Annotated in this window: 17 protein-coding genes and 2 tRNA genes; 17 read left to right on the top strand and 2 right to left on the bottom strand. The window is 63.0% G+C overall.

From position 1 onward, the window contains the following. The first annotated feature begins 44 nt into the window (after positions 1-44). Both carB and greA read left to right on the top strand, forming a co-directional pair. Positions 45-3,275 carry a carbamoyl-phosphate synthase large subunit gene (carB, locus tag BLR71_RS11715; protein WP_092526430.1) on the top strand — a complete coding sequence of 1,077 codons (3,231 nt, stop codon included), beginning with the start codon at positions 45-47 and terminating at the stop codon, positions 3,273-3,275. Continuing rightward, a complete protein-coding gene (greA, locus tag BLR71_RS11710) occupies positions 3,272-3,748 on the top strand; it encodes a transcription elongation factor GreA (RefSeq protein ID WP_092526427.1) in 477 nt (158 codons plus the stop codon). The genes carB and greA overlap by 4 nt, the downstream gene beginning before the upstream one ends. A gap of 134 nt (positions 3,749-3,882) precedes the next feature. Here the strand turns inward: greA and yhbY are convergent, their stop codons facing one another. Next, positions 3,883-4,209 (bottom strand): ribosome assembly RNA-binding protein YhbY, encoded by a 327-nt coding sequence (gene yhbY, locus BLR71_RS11705; protein ID WP_092526424.1) that lies wholly within the window; start codon positions 4,207-4,209, stop codon positions 3,883-3,885. 196 nt (positions 4,210-4,405) lie between these two features. Between yhbY and rlmE the strand changes: the two genes are divergently transcribed. The 15 genes from rlmE (at position 4,406) to pnp (ending at position 19,961) form a co-directional block, all read left to right on the top strand. Beyond that, positions 4,406-5,068, top strand: a complete 663-nt coding sequence (gene rlmE / locus BLR71_RS11700) for a 23S rRNA (uridine(2552)-2'-O)-methyltransferase RlmE (RefSeq protein WP_092526421.1) — start codon at positions 4,406-4,408, stop codon at positions 5,066-5,068. Positions 5,069-5,272: 204 nt separating this feature from the next. Continuing rightward, positions 5,273-7,267, top strand: coding sequence for an ATP-dependent zinc metalloprotease FtsH (ftsH, locus tag BLR71_RS11695; protein ID WP_092526418.1), 1,995 nt, complete (start codon positions 5,273-5,275; stop codon positions 7,265-7,267). Positions 7,268-7,389: 122 nt separating this feature from the next. Beyond that, positions 7,390-8,253 carry a dihydropteroate synthase gene (gene folP / locus BLR71_RS11690; RefSeq protein ID WP_175491669.1) on the top strand — a complete coding sequence of 288 codons (864 nt, stop codon included), beginning with the start codon at positions 7,390-7,392 and terminating at the stop codon, positions 8,251-8,253. Continuing rightward, positions 8,250-9,596, top strand: coding sequence for a phosphoglucosamine mutase (glmM, locus tag BLR71_RS11685; protein WP_092526415.1), 1,347 nt, complete (start codon positions 8,250-8,252; stop codon positions 9,594-9,596). The genes folP and glmM overlap by 4 nt, the downstream gene beginning before the upstream one ends. Before the next feature lie 98 nt (positions 9,597-9,694). Beyond that, the gene (gene tpiA / locus BLR71_RS11680) at positions 9,695-10,444 is read left to right on the top strand and encodes a triose-phosphate isomerase (RefSeq protein WP_092526412.1); all 750 of its coding nucleotides are present in this window, start codon (positions 9,695-9,697) and stop codon (positions 10,442-10,444) included. Positions 10,445-10,449: 5 nt separating this feature from the next. Further along, the gene (gene secG / locus BLR71_RS11675) at positions 10,450-10,809 is read left to right on the top strand and encodes a preprotein translocase subunit SecG (protein WP_092526408.1); all 360 of its coding nucleotides are present in this window, start codon (positions 10,450-10,452) and stop codon (positions 10,807-10,809) included. Positions 10,810-10,836: 27 nt separating this feature from the next. Next, positions 10,837-10,923: transfer RNA gene (locus BLR71_RS11670), tRNA-Leu, on the top strand. Between the two features lie 127 nt (positions 10,924-11,050). After that, positions 11,051-11,127 (top strand) — tRNA-Met (locus BLR71_RS11665). Between the two features lie 202 nt (positions 11,128-11,329). Beyond that, the gene (gene rimP / locus BLR71_RS11660) at positions 11,330-11,791 is read left to right on the top strand and encodes a ribosome maturation factor RimP (RefSeq protein ID WP_092526405.1); all 462 of its coding nucleotides are present in this window, start codon (positions 11,330-11,332) and stop codon (positions 11,789-11,791) included. A gap of 40 nt (positions 11,792-11,831) precedes the next feature. After that, a complete protein-coding gene (gene nusA / locus BLR71_RS11655; RefSeq protein WP_092526402.1) occupies positions 11,832-13,325 on the top strand; it encodes a transcription termination factor NusA in 1,494 nt (497 codons plus the stop codon). A gap of 28 nt (positions 13,326-13,353) precedes the next feature. Next, entirely contained in the window at positions 13,354-15,855 is a 2,502-nt protein-coding gene (gene infB / locus BLR71_RS11650; protein WP_092526399.1) for a translation initiation factor IF-2, read from the top strand. A 20-nt stretch (positions 15,856-15,875) separates the two neighbouring features. Then, positions 15,876-16,316 (top strand): 30S ribosome-binding factor RbfA, encoded by a 441-nt coding sequence (gene rbfA / locus BLR71_RS11645; protein WP_092526396.1) that lies wholly within the window; start codon positions 15,876-15,878, stop codon positions 16,314-16,316. Beyond that, the gene (truB, locus tag BLR71_RS11640) at positions 16,316-17,251 is read left to right on the top strand and encodes a tRNA pseudouridine(55) synthase TruB (RefSeq protein WP_092526393.1); all 936 of its coding nucleotides are present in this window, start codon (positions 16,316-16,318) and stop codon (positions 17,249-17,251) included. Before rbfA ends, truB begins: the two co-directional genes overlap by 1 nt. A 107-nt stretch (positions 17,252-17,358) precedes the next feature. Next, complete coding sequence (gene rpsO / locus BLR71_RS11635; protein WP_092526390.1) at positions 17,359-17,628, top strand: 30S ribosomal protein S15; 270 nt, start codon at positions 17,359-17,361, stop codon at positions 17,626-17,628. A 203-nt stretch (positions 17,629-17,831) separates the two neighbouring features. Next, entirely contained in the window at positions 17,832-19,961 is a 2,130-nt protein-coding gene (pnp, locus tag BLR71_RS11630) for a polyribonucleotide nucleotidyltransferase (protein ID WP_092526388.1), read from the top strand. 109 nt (positions 19,962-20,070) lie between these two features. Here the strand turns inward: pnp and BLR71_RS11625 are convergent, their stop codons facing one another. Then, complete coding sequence (locus tag BLR71_RS11625) at positions 20,071-21,249, bottom strand: acetyl-CoA C-acetyltransferase (protein WP_092526384.1); 1,179 nt, start codon at positions 21,247-21,249, stop codon at positions 20,071-20,073. Between the last annotated feature and the right edge of the window lie 44 nt (positions 21,250-21,293).

Genomic DNA, 21,293 nt, shown 5'->3' with positions numbered 1-21,293 from the left:
TCGATCGCGCCGTCGTCTGTCACCTTTTTTCTGCGGGAAACGTCATGCCCAAGCGTACCGATATCCAGAGCATCCTGATCATTGGCGCTGGCCCGATCGTCATCGGCCAGGCCTGCGAATTCGACTACTCCGGCGCCCAGGCCTGTAAGGCCCTGCGCGAGGAGGGCTACCGGGTCATCCTGGTCAACTCCAACCCGGCAACCATCATGACCGACCCGGTGATGGCCGATGCCACCTACATCGAGCCGATCACCTGGGAAGCGGTGGAGAAGATCATCGAGGCCGAGCGCCCCGACGCGGTGCTGCCGACCATGGGCGGCCAGACCGCGCTGAACTGCGCCCTGGAGCTCGACAAGCACGGCGTGCTCGACAAGTACGGCGTGGAGATGATCGGCGCCAATGCCGACACCATCGACAAGGCCGAGGATCGCGATCGCTTCGACCAGGCGATGAAGAAAATCGGCCTGGAGTGCCCCAAGGCCAAGGTCGCCCACTCCATGGACGAAGCCTGGGAAATTCAGGCCGAGCTCGGCTTCCCGACCATCATTCGTCCTTCTTTCACCATGGGCGGCTCCGGTGGCGGCGTGGCCTACAACAAGGAAGAGTTTCAGGAGATCTGCGATCGCGGCTTCGAGCTCTCCACCAATCATGAACTCCTGATCGACGAGTCGCTGCTCGGCTGGAAGGAATACGAGATGGAGGTCGTTCGCGACAAGAACGACAACTGCATCATCGTCTGCGCCATCGAGAACTTCGACCCGATGGGCGTGCACACCGGCGATTCGATCACCGTGGCTCCGGCCCAGACGCTGACCGACAAGGAATACCAGATCATGCGCGACGCATCGCTTGCGGTGCTGCGCGAGATCGGCGTCGAGACCGGCGGCTCCAACGTGCAGTTTGGCGTCGATCCGAACACCGGCCGCATGGTCGTGATCGAGATGAATCCCCGGGTGTCGCGTTCATCGGCGCTGGCCTCCAAGGCTACCGGCTTCCCGATCGCCAAGATCGCCGCCAAGCTGGCGGTGGGTTACACCCTCGATGAGCTCAACAACGACATCACCGGCGGTCGCACCCCGGCGTCCTTCGAGCCGGCCATCGACTACGTCGTCACCAAGATTCCGCGCTTCACCTTCGAGAAGTTCCCCCAGGCCAACGACCGTCTGACCACTCAGATGAAGTCAGTGGGCGAGGTGATGGCGATCGGTCGTACCTTCCAGGAGTCGCTGCAGAAGGCGCTGCGTGGCATGGAAACCGGCAAGGACGGTCTCGACCCGGTGGTCGACGACTATTCGCCGGAGAGCATGGCACTCATGAAGGGCGAGCTGCAGGCCGCCGGCGCCGAGCGCATCTTCTATATTGCCGATGCCATGCGCGCCGGTCTTTCCGTCGACGAGATCTTTACGCTGACCAACGTCGACCGCTGGTACCTGGTGCAGCTTGAGGGCCTGATTCGCCACGAGGAAGACCTCAAGCGCCGCTCGCTGTCCGACTTGAGTGGCCGCGAGATCTACGCGCTCAAGCGCAAGGGCTTCAGTGATGCTCGCCTGGCGGCGCTGCTCGGGGTCTCCGAGGGTGAGTTCCGCAAGGTGCGCCACGGCCATGACGTGCGCCCGGTCTACAAGCGCGTCGATACCTGTGCGGCCGAGTTCGCTTCCGACACCGCCTACATGTACTCCACCTACGAGGAGGAGTGCGAGGCCGAGGTCAGCGACAAGAAGAAGATCATGGTACTGGGCGGCGGGCCCAACCGGATCGGCCAGGGCATCGAGTTCGACTACTGCTGCGTGCACGCGGCGCTCGCCATGCGCGAGGATGGTTACGAGACCATCATGGTCAACTGCAACCCGGAGACCGTGTCTACCGACTACGATATCTCCGACCGGCTCTACTTCGAGCCGGTGACCCTGGAAGACGTGCTGGAAATTGCCGACAAGGAGCGCCCGGAGGGCGTGATCGTGCAGTTCGGCGGCCAGACGCCGCTCAAGCTGGCGCGTGCTCTGGAGGCCGCTGGCGTGCCGATCATTGGCACCACGCCGGACGCCATCGATCGCGCCGAGGACCGTGAGCGCTTCCAGCACATGATCGATAAGCTGGGCCTCAAGCAGCCGCCCAACGCCACCGCCAGAAGCTTCGAGGATGCCTTCGCCAAGGCCGAGGCCATCGGCTACCCGCTGGTGGTGCGCCCCTCCTACGTGCTGGGCGGCCGGGCGATGGAAATCGTCTATTCAGCCACCGAGCTGGAGCGCTACATGACCCATGCGGTCAAGGTCTCCAATGACTCGCCGGTGCTGCTGGATCACTTCCTCAAGGCCGCCATCGAGGTCGACGTGGACGCGGTCAGCGACGGCGAGCAGGTGGTGATCGGCGGCATCATGCAGCATATCGAGCAGGCCGGCGTTCACTCCGGTGACTCTGCCTGTGCGCTGCCGCCGTACTCGCTGCCGGCCGACGTCCAGGACGAGATGCGCGACCAGATCAAGCGCATGGCGGTGGAGCTCAATGTGGTGGGCCTGATGAACGTGCAGCTCGCCTGGCAGGACGGCGAGATTTACGTCATCGAGGTCAATCCGCGCGCCTCGCGCACCGTGCCTTTCGTGTCCAAGTGCATCGGCACCTCGCTTGCTCAGGTGGCGGCACGCTGCATGGCGGGCCAGACCCTGGCCTCTCAGGGCTTCACCCGCGAGATCGTGCCGCACTTCTACAGCGTCAAGGAAGCGGTCTTCCCCTTCAACAAGTTCCCGGGCGTCGATCCGATCCTGGCGCCGGAGATGAAGTCTACCGGTGAGGTGATGGGCTCTGGCGAGACCTTTGCCGAGGCCTTCTACAAGGCACAGTTGGGCGCTGGCGAGGCGATTCCGCGTCTGACCGGCGAGCGCAAGGCCTTCCTGTCGGTCCGCGAGCCCGACAAGGAGGGCGTTATCGAGGTCGCCCATTCTTTGGTAGAATTGGGCTTCACCCTTTGCGCTACCCGCGGCACCGCACGCGCCCTGGAGGCCGCGGGCATTGCCGTCGAGTCCGTGAACAAGGTCAATGAAGGCAGGCCACACATCGTCGATATGCTCAAGAACGACGAGGTGGCCTACATCGTCAATACCACCGAGGGGCGCCAAGCCATCACCGACTCCTCGGTCATCCGCCGCACCGCTCTCGCTCGCAAGGTTCCCTACGCCACCACGTTGGCGGGGGCGCGAGCCGTTTGTCTGGCGCTCGAGTACGGCAATCAGATCACAGTGCGGCGGCTTCAGGAACTGCATGCAGGAGCGACACAATGAACAAGGTCCCGATGACCGTGGCCGGCGAGCAGAGCCTGCGAAAAGAGCTAGAGCAGCTCAAGGGCGTTGAGCGCCCCCAGGTGATCGCCGCCATCGCCGAGGCCCGTGAGCACGGCGATCTCAAGGAGAACGCCGAATACCATGCCGCTCGTGAGCAGCAGGGCTTTATCGAAGGCCGCATCCAGGAGATCGAGGGCAAGCTCTCGAGCTCCCAGGTGATCGACGTCACCAAGCTGCCCAAGACTGGCAAGGTGATCTTCGGCGTGACCGTCGAGCTGATCAATCTGGAAAACGACGAGGAAGTCCGCTACCGGATCGTTGGCGAGGACGAAGCCGATATCAAGTCCGGCAAGATCTCGGTCACCTCTCCGATCGCCCGTGCCCTGATCGGTAAGGAAGAGAGTGATGTGGTCGTGGTCAAGACGCCAGGCGGCGAGGTCGAATACGAGATCTCAAGCGTCGAGCACCTATGACGCGAGCTTGAAGCCTTAGGCTGGAAGAAAAACACCCCCGCAGCGCCGCTGCGGGGGTGTTTGCATTTCTGGGCCTGCTGATATTGCTGAGCTTCCAGCTTCCAGCTTCCAGCTTCCAGCTTCCGCGAAGCGCGTCAGCGGCGGCCGTGGTGCTCTTCGAAGCGCTTGATATTGGAGAGCTTCGGGTTGGCCTTGGGGTTGGCGCGGTAAAGCAGCACCACCTTGCCGATGCTCTGCACGTTGACGGCGCGAGCGGCCTTGGTCAGCTCGGCGATCACGGCGGCGCGGTCGTCACGCTCGGGGATGGCCAGCTTGACCTTGATCAGCTCATGGTCGCCCAGGGCGCGATCGAGTTCCGCCAGCACGCCCTCGGAGATGCCGTTCTCGGAGACGGTCACGACCGGGTTGAGGTGATGGCCGATGCTGCGCAGTGCTTTCTTTTGTGCCTGTGACAAGCTCATGATATCTTGATCGTTCCGGTTGTACTGTCAGATTTGCTGAACAGGCCATGGTACGTGGAAGTTGGTCTTCGCGAAAGCGTTGGTCTTTGCGAATGCGTGGGCCATTGCGAAAACCCTTGCGGCAACACCGTCTGCGCCCACGCCATGCGACCGGCCCCTCTCGTTATTCGATTCTCCAAGCATTTCAGGTGATGACGTGGCACGCTCCACCAGCTCCAAGAGTGCCGGGTCACGCAGTGGCCAGGCCAGCAAGACCAGCGGTAACTGGCTCAAGGAACACTTCGACGACCAGTATGTGCAGCGTTCCTGGCAGGATGGCTATCGCAGCCGGGCAAGCTACAAGCTGCTTGAGCTGGATGCCAAGGACAAGCTGTTCAAGCCGGGGATGACGGTCATCGACCTTGGCGCGGCCCCTGGCGGCTGGAGTCAGGTCGCCGCCGAAAAGGTCGGGGATCGCGGTCTGGTGATCGCCTCCGACATCCTTGAGATGGATGCCCTGGCCGACGTGACTTTCCATCAGGGCGATTTCACTGAAGAGTCGGTGCTCGAGGCCATTCTCGAGACCCTCGGTGAGCGGCGGGTAGACCTTGTTATGTCGGATATGGCCCCCAATATGAGTGGAATGGCCGCGATCGACCAGCCGCAGGCGATGTATCTGGTCGAGTTGGCCCTCGATCTGGCCCGCCAGACGCTGTCGCCCGGCGGGCGTTTTCTGGCCAAGGTCTTCCAGGGCGAAGGCTTCGATGCCTACCTCAAGGATCTGCGCGGCAGTTTCACCAAGGTCATGACCCGCAAGCCGGAAGCTTCCCGAGCGCGTTCGCGGGAAGTCTACCTGCTGGCGGACGGTTTTCGCGGCTGATTCCCCTGGGGAGCACCGCTTTGGCGAGGGCAGGGTGCTCGTCGCCGATCATAGCGACTGGCTATGATCCTCATGTACGGACAGGTACTGCAGAGTGTGCGATGCTGGTCGACGCTGGCGTCGGGTGGTTGAACGCGCCGGGCTCCTGTAGTGTCGAACGCATAACCACGTTAGCAGTTTGATTTCAGCAATGAGGGTATTCCCTTGAATGATATGGCGAAGAACCTGATCCTGTGGTTGGTCATCGCGGCGGTGCTGCTGACGGTGTTCAACAACTTCAGTGTCGAGAACTCACCTCAGACGATGAACTACTCTCAGTTCGTCCAGCAGGTGCAGCAGAAACAGGTGCGCTCGGTCACCATCGATGGCTATACCATCACCGGTAAGCGCACCGATGGATCGGATTTCCAGACCATTCGGCCGTCAGCGCAAGACCCCAAGCTGATGGATGACCTCCTGGCCAACGATGTCACCGTGATCGGCAAGAAGCCCGAAGAGCAGAGCCTGTGGACGCGCCTGCTGATTGCCAGCTTCCCGATCCTGATCATCCTCGCCATCTTCCTGTTCTTCATGCGACAGATGCAGGGCGGTGCCGGCGGCAAGGGCGGGCCAATGAGCTTTGGCAAGTCGAAGGCCAAGCTGCTCTCCCAGGACCAGATCAAGACTACCTTCGCCGATGTCGCCGGCTGCGACGAAGCCAAGGAAGAGGTCGAGGAACTGGTCGACTTCCTGCGTGATCCGTCCAAGTTCCAGCGCCTGGGTGGCACCATTCCCCGCGGCGTGCTGATGGTGGGCCCGCCGGGTACCGGTAAGACGCTGCTCGCCAAGTCTATCGCCGGCGAGGCCAAGGTGCCGTTCTTCTCGATTTCGGGCTCCGACTTCGTCGAAATGTTCGTGGGTGTCGGCGCGTCTCGCGTGCGTGACATGTTCGAGCAGGCCAAGAAGCAGGCGCCTTGCATCATCTTCATCGATGAGATCGATGCCGTGGGTCGCTCGCGTGGTGCCGGCATGGGCGGCGGTAACGACGAGCGCGAGCAGACATTGAACCAGCTGCTGGTCGAGATGGACGGTTTCGAGGCCAACGAAGGCGTCATCGTGATCGCCGCCACCAACCGTCCCGACGTGCTCGACCCGGCGCTGCTGCGTCCGGGCCGCTTCGACCGTCAGGTCACCGTTGGCCTGCCGGACATTCGCGGCCGCGAGCATATCCTCGGCGTTCACCTGCGCAAGGTGCCGCTGGCCGATGACGTCAAACCGTCGCTGATCGCTCGCGGTACGCCGGGCTTCTCCGGCGCCGACCTGGCCAACCTGGTCAACGAGGCGGCGCTGTTCTCGGCGCGTCGTAACAAGCGCCTAGTGGGCATGGAAGAGCTCGATCTTGCCAAAGACAAGATCATGATGGGCTCAGAGCGCAAGTCGATGGTCATGACCGACAAGGAAAAGCTCAACACGGCTTATCACGAGTCCGGTCACGCCATCATCGGCCTGGTGATGCCCGAGCACGATCCGGTCTACAAGGTCACCATCATTCCGCGTGGCCGGGCGCTGGGCGTGACGATGTTCCTCCCCGAGGAAGACCGTTACAGCCTGTCCCGCCAGCAGATCATCAGTCAGATCTGTTCGCTGTTCGGCGGCCGCCTGGCCGAGGAAATGACGCTTGGCCCGAACGGCGTCACCACCGGTGCCTCCAACGACATCAAGCGCGCCACCGAGCTTGCCCATAACATGGTGGCCAAGTGGGGCCTGTCCGAGGAGATGGGGCCGATCATGTACGACGAGGACGAGTCGCATCAGTTCCTCGGCGGCCCGGGTCAGGGTGGCGGCAAGTTCAAATCCGGTGATACCACCACCAAGCTCGATCAAGAGGTGCGTCGCATCATCGATGGCTGCTATGCCCAGGCCAAGCAAATCCTCGAAGACAATCGCGACAAGCTGGATGCCATGGCCGAAGCGCTGATGCAGTATGAAACCATCGACGCCGATCAGCTTGCCGACATCATGGACGGTCGTCCGCCGCGTCCGCCCAAGGACTGGGATGATGAAGGCGGCAGTGGTTCGCCGATCGGCGGTGCGCCCAGCGCTGACGACAAGGCCAGCGGCAAGGAAGACGACAAGGACGCTTCGCCTGACGCCGATGAGGACGACGACGAGCCGCGTCGCCGTCCCTCCGACCCCCTGGGAGGCCCCGCCGGTCATTAAGGCAGGGCATCCCAGCAAGACGCGAGGCGCCCCTAGTGGGCGCCTCTTGCGTTTATTGGGTATCATGCGCACCAGCATCCCCCGTGCGGGGCCAATCGCCAGTCAGCAGGATCAAGCAAGCCATGAATGACGGACAAGGCGCCAGTGCGCTGCAATGCGGCCGGCATCGCCTGGATATTTCCTTTCCCCGCGTGATGGGAATCCTCAACGTGACCCCGGATTCCTTCTCCGACGGAGGGCAGCACACCGCCATCGACGATGCGTTGCGCCATGCCGAGCGCATGCTGGCCGAGGGCGCGGCGATCATCGACGTGGGTGGGGAGTCGACCCGTCCGGGGGCAAGCGAGGTATCGACCCAGCAAGAGCTCGACCGGGTCGCCCCGGTCGTCGAACGCTTGGTACGCGAGCTGGATGCCTTGGTATCGGTCGACACCAGCGCCCCCGAGGTGATGCGTGAGACCGCCGCACTGGGAGCCGGCATGCTCAACGACGTGAGGGGGTTGCGTCGCGAGGGTGCGTTAGGGGCGGCCGCACACAGTGGTCTGCCGGTGTGCGTGATGCACATGGTCGGCGAGCCTGACACCATGCAGCGTGCCCCGGGCTACGAGCAGCCGGTGGAAGAGGTCGTGAAAGCCTTTCTCGAAGAGCGCATTCGCGCCTGCGAAGCGGCGGGCCTGAGGCGCGAGCGTTTGATCCTCGACCCTGGGTTCGGCTTTGGCAAGAGCGTCGAGCACAACCTGCGCTTGCTCAACCGCATGGCGGGCCTCGAGGTGCTGGGGCTACCGATTCTCGCCGGCATGTCGCGCAAGAGCATGATCGGCAAGGTGCTCGAACGCCCGGTGGAAGAGCGGTTGCCGGGTAGCCTGGCGCTGGCTGCCATGGCCGTCGAGCGCGGCGCACGGATTCTGCGTGTCCACGATGTAGGGCCCAGTGTGGATGCCGTGAACATGACCTGGGCCGTGATGGAGGAGGGGTTTACCCCATGAGTCGACGTTATTTTGGTACCGACGGTATCCGCGGTACGGTGGGGGATTACCCAATCACGCCTGATTTCATGCTCAAGCTCGGCTGGGCCGTGGGGCGTGTGCTGGCCCGTGAAGGGCGCACCAAGGTGCTGATTGGCAAGGACACCCGGATCTCCGGCTATATGTTCGAATCGGCGCTCGAGTCGGGCCTTTCGGCGGCTGGCGTCGATGTCTCGCTGCTGGGGCCGATGCCGACACCGGCCATCGCCTACCTGACCCGCACCTTCCGGGCGCATGCCGGAATCGTGATCTCGGCGTCGCATAATCCCTTCGAGGATAACGGCATCAAGTTCTTCTCCGCCGAGGGCGCCAAGCTGCCCGACGAGGTCGAGGAGCGCATCGAAGAGATGCTCGAGGCGCCGCTGACCACCGTGGCGCCGGACCGGCTCGGTAAGGCCGTGCGCATCGACGACGCACCGGGGCGCTACATCGAGTTCTGCAAGTCGACGGTGCCTGATCGGGTCAGCCTGCATGGCTTGAAGATCGTGCTCGATTGCGCCCATGGGGCCACCTACCATATCGCGCCCAGCGTCTTTCGCGAGCTCGGCGCCGAGGTCAGCGTGGTCGGGGGTAGCCCAGATGGTCTCAACATCAATCATGAGGTCGGTTCGACGCACCCGGCCAGCCTGCGGGCGGCCGTGATTTCGCGAGGCGCTGACCTGGGTGTTGCCTTCGATGGCGATGGCGACCGGGTGCTGCTGGTCGATGCTGATGGCCGCGAACTCGATGGCGACGACATCCTGTTCTTGATCGCTCGCGACCGTCATGCTCGCGGTGAGCTGGGCGGCGGGGTGGTCGGCACCCTTATGTCCAACTTCGGCCTTGCCGCGGCCCTCGAGGCGCTGGGTATTCCCTTCGAGCGCGCCAAGGTCGGCGACCGTTACGTGATAGAGCGCTTGGTCGCCAATGGCTGGCAGCTGGGCGGTGAGTCCTCCGGGCACATCGTCTGCGGCCACATCCAGACCACCGGCGATGGCATTGTCTCGGCGCTTCAGGTGCTGGCGATCATGGTCCGCGAGGGGCAGACGCTTGCCAAGCTGCTGGGCGGTTTCGAGAAGGCGCCCCAGGCCCTGGTCAATGTGCGCCTCAATGCCGCCACCGATCGCGGCGCGCTGATGGACAGCGAGTCGCTGAAGAAGGCCGTTGCCAGCGTCGAGGCCGAACTCGGCAATGAAGGGCGTGTGCTGTTGCGCCCCTCCGGGACCGAGCCGCTGATTCGGGTGATGGTCGAAGGTCGTCCTCATCTCGACGTGGATGGCCTGGCCAAGCGCCTAGCCGGCGAGGTCGAGTCGCTGGTCGACTGAGCTATACCCGCTGATGGCCGGCATGCCTTGTGGTGTGCTGGTTGTCATGCTATGAGCGCTCCTATACCATTTCGCACCACCTTGAAAGAGGACCGTCTATGCGTACTCCGCTGATCGCCGGTAACTGGAAGATGAATGGCTCGCTGGCGCTGGTCGATAGCTTCGCTCGCGCCTTTGCCGAGCGCGGCATCCCTGCGACGGTCGAGGCGGCACTCATGCTGCCGGCGCCCTATCTGTATGCCGCTCGTCAGGCGTTTGCCGAATTGCCGGTGGCGCTGGGCGGTCAGACGCTGTATCACCAAACAAGCGGCGCCTTCACGGGCGAAGTCAGTGCTAGCATGCTCGGCGACTGCGGGGCTCGCTATGTGCTGGTCGGTCACTCCGAGCGCCGCGAGCTGTTCGGTGAAGACGATGCCGAGGTGCTGGCGAGGGTGAAGGCGGCACTCGCCGCCGAGCTCACGCCGGTGCTGTGCGTCGGTGAAACCCTCGAAGAGCGAGATGCCGGCCGCACCGAGGCCGTGGTGCTTGGGCAATTGGCGGCGGTCTTCGACGCCCTTGCTGCGGATGAGCGGTCTCGAGTGGTGGTGGCCTATGAGCCGGTCTGGGCCATCGGTACCGGGCGCACCGCGACGCCCGAGCAGGCTCAGCAGGTGCATGCGGCGCTTCGTGCGCATCTTGCGACCTATGATCCGACGCTGGCCGAAGGCCTGCGTTTGTTGTACGGCGGCAGCATGAAGGCTGCCAACGCCGCCGAGCTGCTCGCGCAGCCGGACATCGACGGCGGCCTTGTGGGGGGAGCCTCCCTTCAGGTCGACGATTTTCTAGCCATTTGCCAGTCAGCAGGTTGAACCCCATGCAAGTTGCCTTTCTCATGATCCACGTGGCGATCGCCATCGCCTTGGTCGTTCTCGTCCTGCTGCAGCAGGGCAAGGGTGCCGATGCCGGCGCCTCCTTCGGCGGCGGTGCCTCGCAGACCGTGTTCGGGTCCCGCGGCAGCGGCGGCTTCCTGTCCAAGTTCACGGCGCTGCTGGCGGCGGGGTTCTTTGCGACGTCGCTGACGCTTGCCTACTTTGCCTCCCAGGCCGGCCAGGCGCCTGAAGCCGGTATTCCGGACGCCAAGGTTGTTGAGCAGCAAAACAACGTGCCAACGCTTGACGACTCCTCATCCAATATGGATAATACTGCGCCAGTGCTAGAGGAGAGCGGCAGCTAAGCCGGTCTCAATTAGTGCTCCCCTGATGCCGAAGTGGTGGAATTGGTAGACACGCTATCTTGAGGGGGTAGTGACCTTACGGTCGTGCGGGTTCAAGTCCCGCCTTCGGCACCATCTGAAGCGTCTTGTTATGCCGAGGCCTTCAGTAGCAAGATTGGCATTCCAGGCGATTGTCATTCCCACGGCAAGATAAGACATCTTGACGTGAGCCAGAGTGACAGGTATTATCGCCAACCTGTGATGCGGGGTGGAGCAGTCTGGTAGCTCGTCGGGCTCATAACCCGAAGGTCATCGGTTCAAATCCGGTCCCCGCTACCATTTAGGCCGTCAGTTGACGCCAAATGGGATATAAGGATTCTTGTGAAAGGCCCCTTCCAGTGAAGGGGCTTTTTGTTAGTAGCTCATCTGTTAGCCGTTCCCCTGTTGCCGGCCTTCGCTGGCGACACGCCAATCAGCCACCTCGCTTTCTCTTTATCTCCCGGCCAGGTGCCTGACGCAACGGCTGTAGGAGTTTTCGTCTGTGGCAATCAAGGACGCTGCGCTATACGCGTTAATCGAGCCGGTGGCCTCCGCCATGGGCTTCGAGCTCTGGGGACTCGACTACCTGTCCCAGGGCAAACACTCCCGTCTGGTGATCTATATCGATGGCCCCAACGGCGTGACCGTCGACGACTGTGCCGATATCAGCCGTCAAATCAGTGCGGTCATGGATGTTGAGGACCCCATTGCCGGCGAGTACCGGCTTGAGGTGTCGTCACCTGGTATGGATAGGCCGCTGTTCACCCTCGACCATTTCGAACGCTTCAAGGGACATGTGGTCTCGATAAAGCTGCGCACGCCCTTCGACGGTCGGCGCAAGTTTCAGGGACTGCTGGCCGGTATCGAAGAGGACGAAGTGTTGTTGCAGGTTGACGGCGAGGAGTACTGCTTTCCCATCGACAGCATCGATCAGGCGCGTGTCGTGCCCCAGTTCGAGGATTGAGGTCGATGCATAAGGACAGGTTTTCTGGCGAGGCAAAGGCATGAGCAAAGAGATTTTGATGGTCGTTGACGCGATCTCGAATGAGAAGGGCGTGCCCCGTGACGTCATCTTCGAAGCGGTAGAAGCGGCACTGGCCAGTGCATCGCGCAAGCGGTTCGATGGCGAGGAAGTCAGCGTGCGCGTGGCAATCGATCGTGCGACCGGTGACTACGACACCTTCCGGCGCTGGGTGGTGATCGAGGACGACGAGTTCGAGAACCCGGACGCTGAGATCAAGCAGTCCTACGCCGAGCGCCGCGATCCGCCGCTGACCGTAGGCGACGTGGTTGAAGAGCGCATCGAGAATGCCGTCTTCGGTCGCATCGCGGCGCAGACCGCCAAGCAAGTGATCGTGCAGAAGGTCCGTGAGGCCGAGCGCGCCGAAGTGGTGCGTCAGTACGCCGATCGCGAAGGCGAGCTGGTGGCCGGCATTGTCAAGAAGACGACACGTGAAGGCCTGATCATTGATCTGGGCGACAACGCCGAGGCGTTCTTGCCGCGTAACGAGATGATCCCCGGTGAGCGCTACCGCATGAACGAGCGGGTGCGTGCACTGCTGGTCAAGGTCGACGCTGAAGCGCGCGGCGCCCAGCTGATCCTGTCGCGGACCTGCCCGGAGCTGATCATCGAGCTGTTCAAGATCGAGGTGCCGGAAATTGCCGAGCAGCTCATCGAGATCAAGGGCGCGGCAAGGGATCCCGGTTCGCGAGCCAAGATCGCGGTCAAGACCAACGACCGTCGTATCGACCCGGTCGGCGCCTGCGTCGGCATGCGCGGTTCGCGCGTGCAGGCGGTGTCCACCGAGCTGCAGAACGAACGTGTAGATATCATTCTTTGGGACGACAACCCCGCGCAGTTGGTGATCAACGCCATGGCGCCGGCGGATGTCGCTTCGATTCTCGTCGATGAAGACAGCCATGCCATGGATGTCGCCGTCGCCGAGGACAACCTCGCCCAGGCCATCGGTCGCAGTGGCCAGAACGTGCGGCTCGCCTCAGAGCTGACCGGCTGGAAACTCAACGTGATGACTGAGGACGAGGCCGAGGGTAAGCGCGAGCAAGAAATCGATAGTCAGGTGGAATTCTTCATCAACCACCTGGAAATCGACGAGGAACTGGCACGGATCATGGTCGAAGAAGGCTTCACTTCCCTGGAAGAAGTCGCCTACGTGCCCCTCGAGGAAATGCTCGAGATCGAGGAATTCGACGAGGATCTCGTCGAGGAGCTGCGTGCACGCGCAAAAGATGAGCTGTTGAACCTGGCAATCGCTTCCGAAGAGCAGCTCGATGGCGCTCAGCCCGCCGACGACCTGCTCAACATGGAAGGGATGGAGCGTCACCTGGCCTTCATTCTGGCCAGCCGGGGCATTGTCACCATGGAAGACCTTGCCGAGCAGTCCGTCGATGATCTTGAAGACATCGAGGGCGTGGACGAGGAGCGCGCTGCGGCACTGATCATGACTGCCCGTGCGCCTTGGTTCGAGAGCGAACAGTAAACAGGTCACGGGCTCAGGAGGGTCGTTAATGTCAGACATGACCGTAAAAGATTTTGCCGTAAAAGTGGGGCGTGAAGTGCCCCGCTTACTAGAACAGATGAAAGAAGCCGGCCTGCCTCACAAGGCCGAGGGCGACGCTGTGTCCGAAGCGGACAAGAAGCGCCTGCTCGATTATTTGACCAAGAGCCACGGCGGCGAAAGCGACGCCGGGGCCAAGAATCGCGTCACCTTGACGCGCAAGACCAAGAGCCGGATCCGCTCCGGTGATCGTGGCAAGTCCATCGAGGTCTCGGTTCGCAAGAAGCGCACTTACGTGAAGCGCGAGGAAGAGCCGGCCGAGAAACCCAAGGCCGAGGACACCGGCCCGCGTCAGCTGGTTGGCGACATGGCCGACTCCCAGGCCGAGCGGGCTGCCCGCGAAGCGGAAGAAGCAAAAGCCGCCAAGGCCAATGCCGAAGCCGCCAAGGCGGAAGAAGCGGCCAAGGCCGTGGCCGCCGAGCCCGAGCCGGAAATTCCGGTGCCGGAGCTCGAGACGACTGCCGAGCCGGCTGCACCTGAAGTCAACGCACCGCCCAAGGAGCCGCGTGGCGATACGCGCCGAGCGCCCAAGAAAGCCGGTGCCAAGGCCAAGAAGGGGCGTCACGAGCGTGATGATGACGACCGCGAAGAGCGTCGTCGTGGCGGCAAGAAGGCCAAGCGCGCCGAGCGTCGCGGCACCCGCCGTGGCGGTCGCGAAGGCGGCGGCAAGCACGGCTTCCAGAAGCCGACGCAGCCGATCGTGCGCGAAGTGTCGATTCCCGAATCGATCAGCGTCGCCGAACTGGCCGACAAGATGTCGATCAAGGCCAACGAAGTCATCAAGGCCATGTTCAACATGGGCGCGGCCGTGACCATCAACCAGACCATCGATCAGGACACGGCAGTGATCGTGGTCGAGGAAATGGGCCACAAGCCCAAGCTGGTCAAGGACGATGCGCTCGAGACCGAAGTGCTCGAGAGCATCTCCTACGAGGGCGAAGAAATTACCCGCTCTCCGGTGGTGACCGTCATGGGTCACGTCGACCACGGTAAGACCTCGCTGCTCGACTACGTGCGTCGTGCCAAGGTGGCGACCGGTGAAGCCGGCGGCATTACCCAGCACATTGGTGCCTATCACGTCGAGGACGATCACGGTGGCGTGACCTTCCTCGATACCCCGGGCCACGCGGCGTTTACCGCCATGCGTGCTCGCGGTGCCAAGGCGACCGACGTGGTCATCCTGGTGGTGGCAGCGGACGACGGCGTGATGCCGCAGACCATCGAGGCGATCGAGCACTCGAAGGCTGCCGGCGTGCCGATGGTCGTGGCGGTCAACAAGATCGACAAGGCGGGCGCTGATCCGGACCGGGTCAAGAACGAGCTGTCCCAGCACGGCGTCATCTCCGAAGAGTGGGGCGGCGACACCCAGTTCGTCCACGTCTCTGCCAAGTCCGGCGAAGGCATCGAAGACCTGCTGGAATCCATCCAGCTGGTGTCCGAAGTGCTCGAGCTCAAGGCCGTACCGGAAGCGCCCGGCAAGGGCGTCGTGGTCGAATCGCGTCTCGACAAGGGCCGTGGCCCGGTCGCGACCGTGCTGGTCCAGAACGGCACCCTGAAGAAGGGCGATATCGTACTCGCCGGCCTTCACCACGGCCGCGTGCGTGCACTGACCAACGAGCTTGGCAAGCAGGTCGACGAGGTCGGTCCGTCCATGCCGGTCGAGATCCAGGGTCTCGACGGCACGCCGGACGCCGGTGACGACTTCATGGTGCTCGAAGACGAGAAGAAGGCCCGCGAGATCGCCAACTTCCGTCAGGGCAAGTACCGCGAAGTGCGTCTGGCTCGCCAGCAGAAAGCCAAGCTGGAGAACATGTTCAGCCAGATGGGCAAGGAAGAAGTCGCCAAGGTCAACATCGTCCTCAAGGCCGACGTCCAAGGCTCGCTGGAAGCCATCAAGAGCGCCCTCGAAGAGCTGTCCACTGAAGAAGTCGAGGTCGCCGTGGTGTCCTCGGGTGTCGGCGGTATCACCGGTACTGACGCCAACCTGGCGCTGGCCAGTGAGGCCATCGTGGTCGGCTTCAACGTCCGTGCCGATGCCGCGGCCCGCGAGATCATCGAGCGTGAAGGCCTGGATCTGCGCTACTACAGCGTGATCTACCAGCTGATCGACGAGGTCAAGCAGGCCATGAGCGGCATGCTGGCACCGGAGTGGAAGGAAGAGATCGTCGGCGTGGCCGAGGTTCGCGACGTCTTCCGCGCGCCGAAGATCGGCGCCGTGGCCGGCTGCATGGTGGTCGAGGGCTCCGTTCACCGCAACAAGAAGATCCGTGTGCTGCGCGACAACGTGGTCATCTACGAAGGCGAGCTGGAATCCCTGCGTCGCTTCAAGGATGACGTCAACGAAGTGCGCAACGGCATGGAGTGCGGTATCGGCGTCAAGAACTACAACGACGTCCAGGCCGGTGACAAGATCGAGGTCTTCGATCAGGTCAAGGTCGAGCGTACCCTGTAACCGACCGAGGAGAGCTGGTCATGCGCGAGTTCAAGCGTACCGATCGGGTAGCCGACCAGCTGCAACAGGAGCTGGCGGTACTCATCCAGCGCGAGGTCAAAGACCCGCGTCTGGGCATGATCACCGTCAGCGGGGTCACGGTCAGCCGTGACCTCGGCTATGCCGACGTCTATGTCACCCTGCTCGGCGAGAACGACGCCGAGCGGGTCAAAGACAACCTCAAGGTGCTCAAGCGCGCGGCAGGCTTTCTGCGTAGCCAGATCGCCCGTCGCATCAAGCTGCGCCACGTGCCGGAACTGCGCTTTCATTACGATGAGAGCGTGGTGCGCGGCCAGCAGCTGTCTTCGCTGATCGAGGAAGCGGTCGCTAGCGATCGTGCCCAGCATCACGAAGAGCCGGGCGATGACGGCGATGTCGCCGACTCTAACGGTGAGCAACATCGTGACGAGGAAGGCCACTGATGGCGCGAAAGCGTCGCGGTTTGCCGGTCGATGGCGTGCTGTTGTTCGACAAGCCCAAGGGCGCATCGAGCAACCACGTACTGCAACGCGTCCGGCGGCTCTATCAGGCTCAGAAGGCCGGCCATACCGGCACGCTGGACCCGATGGCCACCGGCTTGCTGCCGATCTGTTTCGGCGAGGCCACCAAGTTCAGCTCCTTCCTGCTCGAGGCCGACAAGGTCTACGAGACCCGGGTGAAGCTGGGCGAGGTGACCGACACCGGCGATGCCGAGGGCGAGATCGTCGAGAGCACTCCGGTGCCGGCCTTGAACGAGGCCGATATCGAGGCGGTGCTGGCCCGCTTTCGCGGTGAAATCGACCAGGTGCCGCCGATGTATTCGGCGCTCAAGCACGAAGGGCGCAAGCTCTATGAGCTGGCCCGGGAAGGCAAGACAATCGAGCGTGCAGTCAGGCGCGTGAGCGTTTATGATAGCCGGCTGCTCGCGGCGGATGCCGAGGGTTTCGAGCTGCGGGTGCGGTGCAGTAAAGGCACCTACATCCGCACGCTTGCCGAGGACATCGGCCAGGCGCTTGGCTGCGGTGGTCATATCACGGCCCTGCGTCGGCTCAAGACCGGTCCCTTCGACGGCGAGGGCATGCACACCCTGGAGGCGCTGGAAGCATTGGCCGATCAGGATGCGCGGGAAGCCCTGCTGATGCCGATCGATGTGCTGGTCGCGCATCTGCCGGCCCTCGAGGTCGACGACGTGGCGGCCTCACGGATCCAGCACGGCCAGCAGGCCCGAGTGGATACCGGAGAGCTCGGCGTCGATGACACCGTAAGACTCTATCGTGGCGAGGCCTTTCTGGGACTGGTCACGGTCAAGGCGGCTGGGGAGATTGCTCCCCGTCGCTTGTTGAATACCGCCGCTGCCCAGTCGGGTGGCGACGCGTAAAGCAACCCGTCCTGCGTGGAACCTGCCACGCGGGGCAGGCGTGGAGACTGCAAATATGCGTGGTCTCCGACATTCATCACCAGGCATATTGCTTACTGGAGAAACAGATGGCACTGACCGCTGAAAAGAAGGCCGAGATCGTTAGTGAATTCGGCCGTGTCGAAAATGACACCGGTTCCCCCGAAGTTCAGGTGGCTCTGCTGAGCGCCAACATCGATGGCCTGCAGGATCACTTCAAGACCAACAAGCAGGATCACCACTCTCGTCGTGGCCTGATCCGCATGGTCAACCAGCGTCGTAAGCTGCTCGACTACCTGAAGCGCAAGGACTTCGAGCGCTACCAGTCGCTGATCCAGCGCCTGGGCCTGCGTCGCTAAGCGGCAGCCGGTAGCTAGACAGGGAAGGGTCCAAGGATTCTTCCCGAACCCGCGGCAGCGCCGCAGGGTTCTTCGAACAAGCAACCCCAAGGGGTTGCTTGTTGTTTTATGGGATCTTGGTAGCCCTTGCCCCGACGACCTCCTAAAATGGTCGACGTGTCAAAAAGACCCAATATGAATTCGACAAGTTGAAGGAAGCCGCCGTGAATCCGGTCAAGAAAACATTCCAGTACGGTCGCAGCACCGTGACTCTCGAGACGGGCCGCATCGCCCGTCAGGCCACTGGTGCCGTCCAGGTCACCATGGGCGATACCGTGGTGCTGTGCACCGTGGTCGGCAAGAAGACCCTCAAGCCTGGCCAGGACTTCTTCCCGCTGTCCGTGCACTACCAGGAAAAGACCTATGCCGTGGGCAAGATCCCCGGCGGCTTCTTCAAGCGTGAAGGGCGTCCTACCGAGAAAGAGACCCTCACCTCGCGCCTGATCGATCGCCCGATCCGCCCGCTGTTCCCCAAGGGCTTCATGAATGAGGTCCAGGTCATCTGTAACGTGATGTCCGCCGACCGCAATGAAGACCCGGATATCGCCGCCATGATCGGCACCTCCGCGGCGCTGGCCATTTCTGGCCTGCCGTTCAGCGGCCCGATCGGCGCTGCCCGCGTCGGTTTCGACGAGGAAAAGGGGTACTTCCTCAACCCGACCGTCGAAGAGCTGACCCATTCGGAACTCAACATGGTGGTCGCCGGTACCGCAAAGGCCGTGCTGATGGTCGAGTCCGAAGCCAAGGAACTGCTCGAAGACGAGATGCTGGGGGCGGTGCTGTTCGCTCACCAGGAAATGCAGGTGGCGATCGACGCCATCAACGAGCTGGTCGCTGAGGCCGGCAAGCCGAAGTGGGACTGGCAGCCGGCCGCAGAGAATGCCGCCCTCAAGGAAGCCCTGGCCAAGGACTTCGAAGCCAAGGTCGGCGAAGCCTATCGCATCACCGACAAGATGGCTCGCCAGGATGCCCTGAGCGCTGCCAAGGACACCGCTATCGAAGCGCTGGCCGGTGAAGAAGAAGGCACCTTCGACGCCGAAGAGGTGGCCAAGGCCTTCGCCGCTCTCGAGAAGCGTGTCGTGCGCTCACGAGTGGTCAAGGGCGAGCCGCGCATCGATGGCCGCGACCTGAAGACGGTGCGTCCGCTGGACATCCAGGTGGGCGTGCTGCCCAAGACGCACGGCTCGGCGCTGTTCACCCGCGGCGAGACACAGGCCATGGTGGTGGCGACGCTCGGCACCCTGCGTGACTCCCAGCTGATCGAGTCCCTGGAAGGTGAGCGCAAGGATCGCTTCCTGCTGCACTACAACTTCCCCCCGTACTGCGTGGGCGAGGCCGGCTTCATGGGCGGGCCCAAGCGTCGCGAGATCGGCCACGGCCGTCTGGCACGCCGCGGCGTCCAAGCCATGCTGCCCAGCGATGACGACTTCCCCTACACCATCCGTGTGGTCTCCGAGATCACCGAGTCCAATGGCTCAAGCTCCATGGCCTCGGTGTGTGGCACTTCGCTGGCCCTGATGGACGCGGGCGTGCCCATCAAGGCGCCGGTGGCGGGTATCGCCATGGGCCTGGTCAAAGACGACGATGGCTTCGCCGTGCTGACCGATATCCTGGGTGACGAGGACCACCTCGGCGACATGGACTTCAAGGTGGCCGGCTCGGCCTCCGGCGTCACCGCCCTGCAGATGGACATCAAGATCGAGGGGATCAACGAGGAGATCATGGAGCAGGCGCTGCAGCAGGCCCATGAGGCGCGTCTGACCATCCTCGAGCAGATGAACCAGGTGATCGGTCAGAGCCGCAGCGAGGTGTCCGATAACGCGCCGTCGATGGCCACCATCAAGATCAACCCGGACAAGATTCGCGACGTGATCGGCAAGGGCGGCGCGACCATCCGCAAGATCTGCGACGATACCGGCGCCTCCATCGACCTGGACGACGACGGCACCGTGCGTATCTATGCCGATGACAAGGTAGCTGCTAAGGCCGCTATCGACACGGTGCTGGCGATCACCGCCGAAGCCGAGATCGGCAAGCTCTACAAGGGCAAGGTCGTGCGCATCGCCGACTTCGGCGCCTTCGTCAATATCATGCCGGGAACCGACGGCCTGGTGCACATCTCCCAGATCGTGCCCGAGCGGGTCAACGACGTGCGTGAGTTCCTCAACGAAGGCGACGACGTCATCGTCAAGGTGCTGGATATCGACAACCGCAACCGCGTGAAGCTCTCCATCAAGGAGATCACGCCGGAAGAGAAGGCCGCCTTCGAGGCCGACGAGGTGGTCGTCGACTGATCCCGACCGACCCCGCAACGACAACGCCCCCGCAGCCTTGGCTGCGGGGGCGTTTTTTTTAGTGCTGCTACTCGTCGATCAGTGTTTCTCGGTCAGGCCAGAGGGTTGCTTAGCGCTCAATCGCTAGCGCAACGCCCTGCCCGCCGCCGATGCACAGCGTCGCCAGACCCTTCTTGGCGTCGCGGGCGATCATCTCGTGAACCAGCGTCACCAGGATTCGGCAACCGGAGGCGCCGATCGGGTGGCCGATGGCAATCGCGCCGCCGTTGACGTTGATCTTGTCGGCATCCCAGCCAAGCTCCTTGTTGACCGACAGCGCCTGGGCGGCGAAGGCCTCGTTGGCCTCGATCAGGTCCAGTTCACCGATCGCCCAGCCGGCCTTCTCGAGGCAGCGACGGGTTGCCGGCGCCGGGCCGATACCCATGATCGCCGGCTCGACGCCAGCGTTGGAGTAGGCCTTGATGCGAGCCAGCGGCTCGAGGCCCAGCTCCTTGGCCTTGTCGGCGGAGCACAGCATGACTACCGCGGCGCCATCGTTGATCGAGGAGGCGTTGCCGGCGGTCACGGTGCCGTCCTTCTTGAAGGCTGGACGCATGCCGCCAAGCTTCTCGGCGGTCACGCCCGGGCGCGGGCCTTCGTCGGTGTCGAAGACTACCGGGTCGCCCTTGCGCTGGGGAATCTCGACCGGAACGATTTGACTCTTGAACTTGCCGGCCTCGATGGCGGCGGTCGCCTTCTGCTGGGAACCAGCGGCGAAGGCGTCCATCTCCTCGCGGGTGATGCCGTACTTCTCGGCCAGGTTCTCGGCGGTGATGCCCATGTGATAGTCGTTGAAGGCATCCCACAAGCCGTCATGAACCATGCTGTCGACGGCCTTCCAGTCGCCCATGCGCTGGCCGGTGCGCGAATTCGGCAGTACGTGGGGCGAGGCGGACATGTTCTCCTGACCGCCGGCGAGGATCAGCTCGGCGTCGCCACAGCGAATCGCCTGCGTCGCAAGGTGCAGCGCCTTGAGACCGGAGCCGCAGACCTTGTTGATGGTCATGGCCGGCACGGCGTCGGGCAAGCCGGCCTTGATGGCCGCCTGGCGTGCCGGATTCTGGCCGACACCGGCGGTCAGGACCTGGCCGAGCAGCACTTCGTCGACCTGGTCACCCGCAACGCCAGTCTGCGCGAGGATATCCTTGATGACCAAGGCGCCCAGCTCGCTTGCAGGGATGCCGGCGAGTGAGCCACCGAAGGTGCCAACGGCAGTGCGGCGGGCCGCAACAATCACCACGTCTTGCATAAAGAGACTCCTCGATAAGGGGTAGTGACCACTTAGCATAGGGG

The organism is Onishia taeanensis, assembly GCF_900100755.1.
GTDB lineage: Bacteria > Pseudomonadota > Gammaproteobacteria > Pseudomonadales > Halomonadaceae > Onishia > Onishia taeanensis.
The sequence above is the reverse complement of the archived record's forward strand: the minus strand, read 5'-3'. Positions and strand labels throughout refer to the sequence as shown.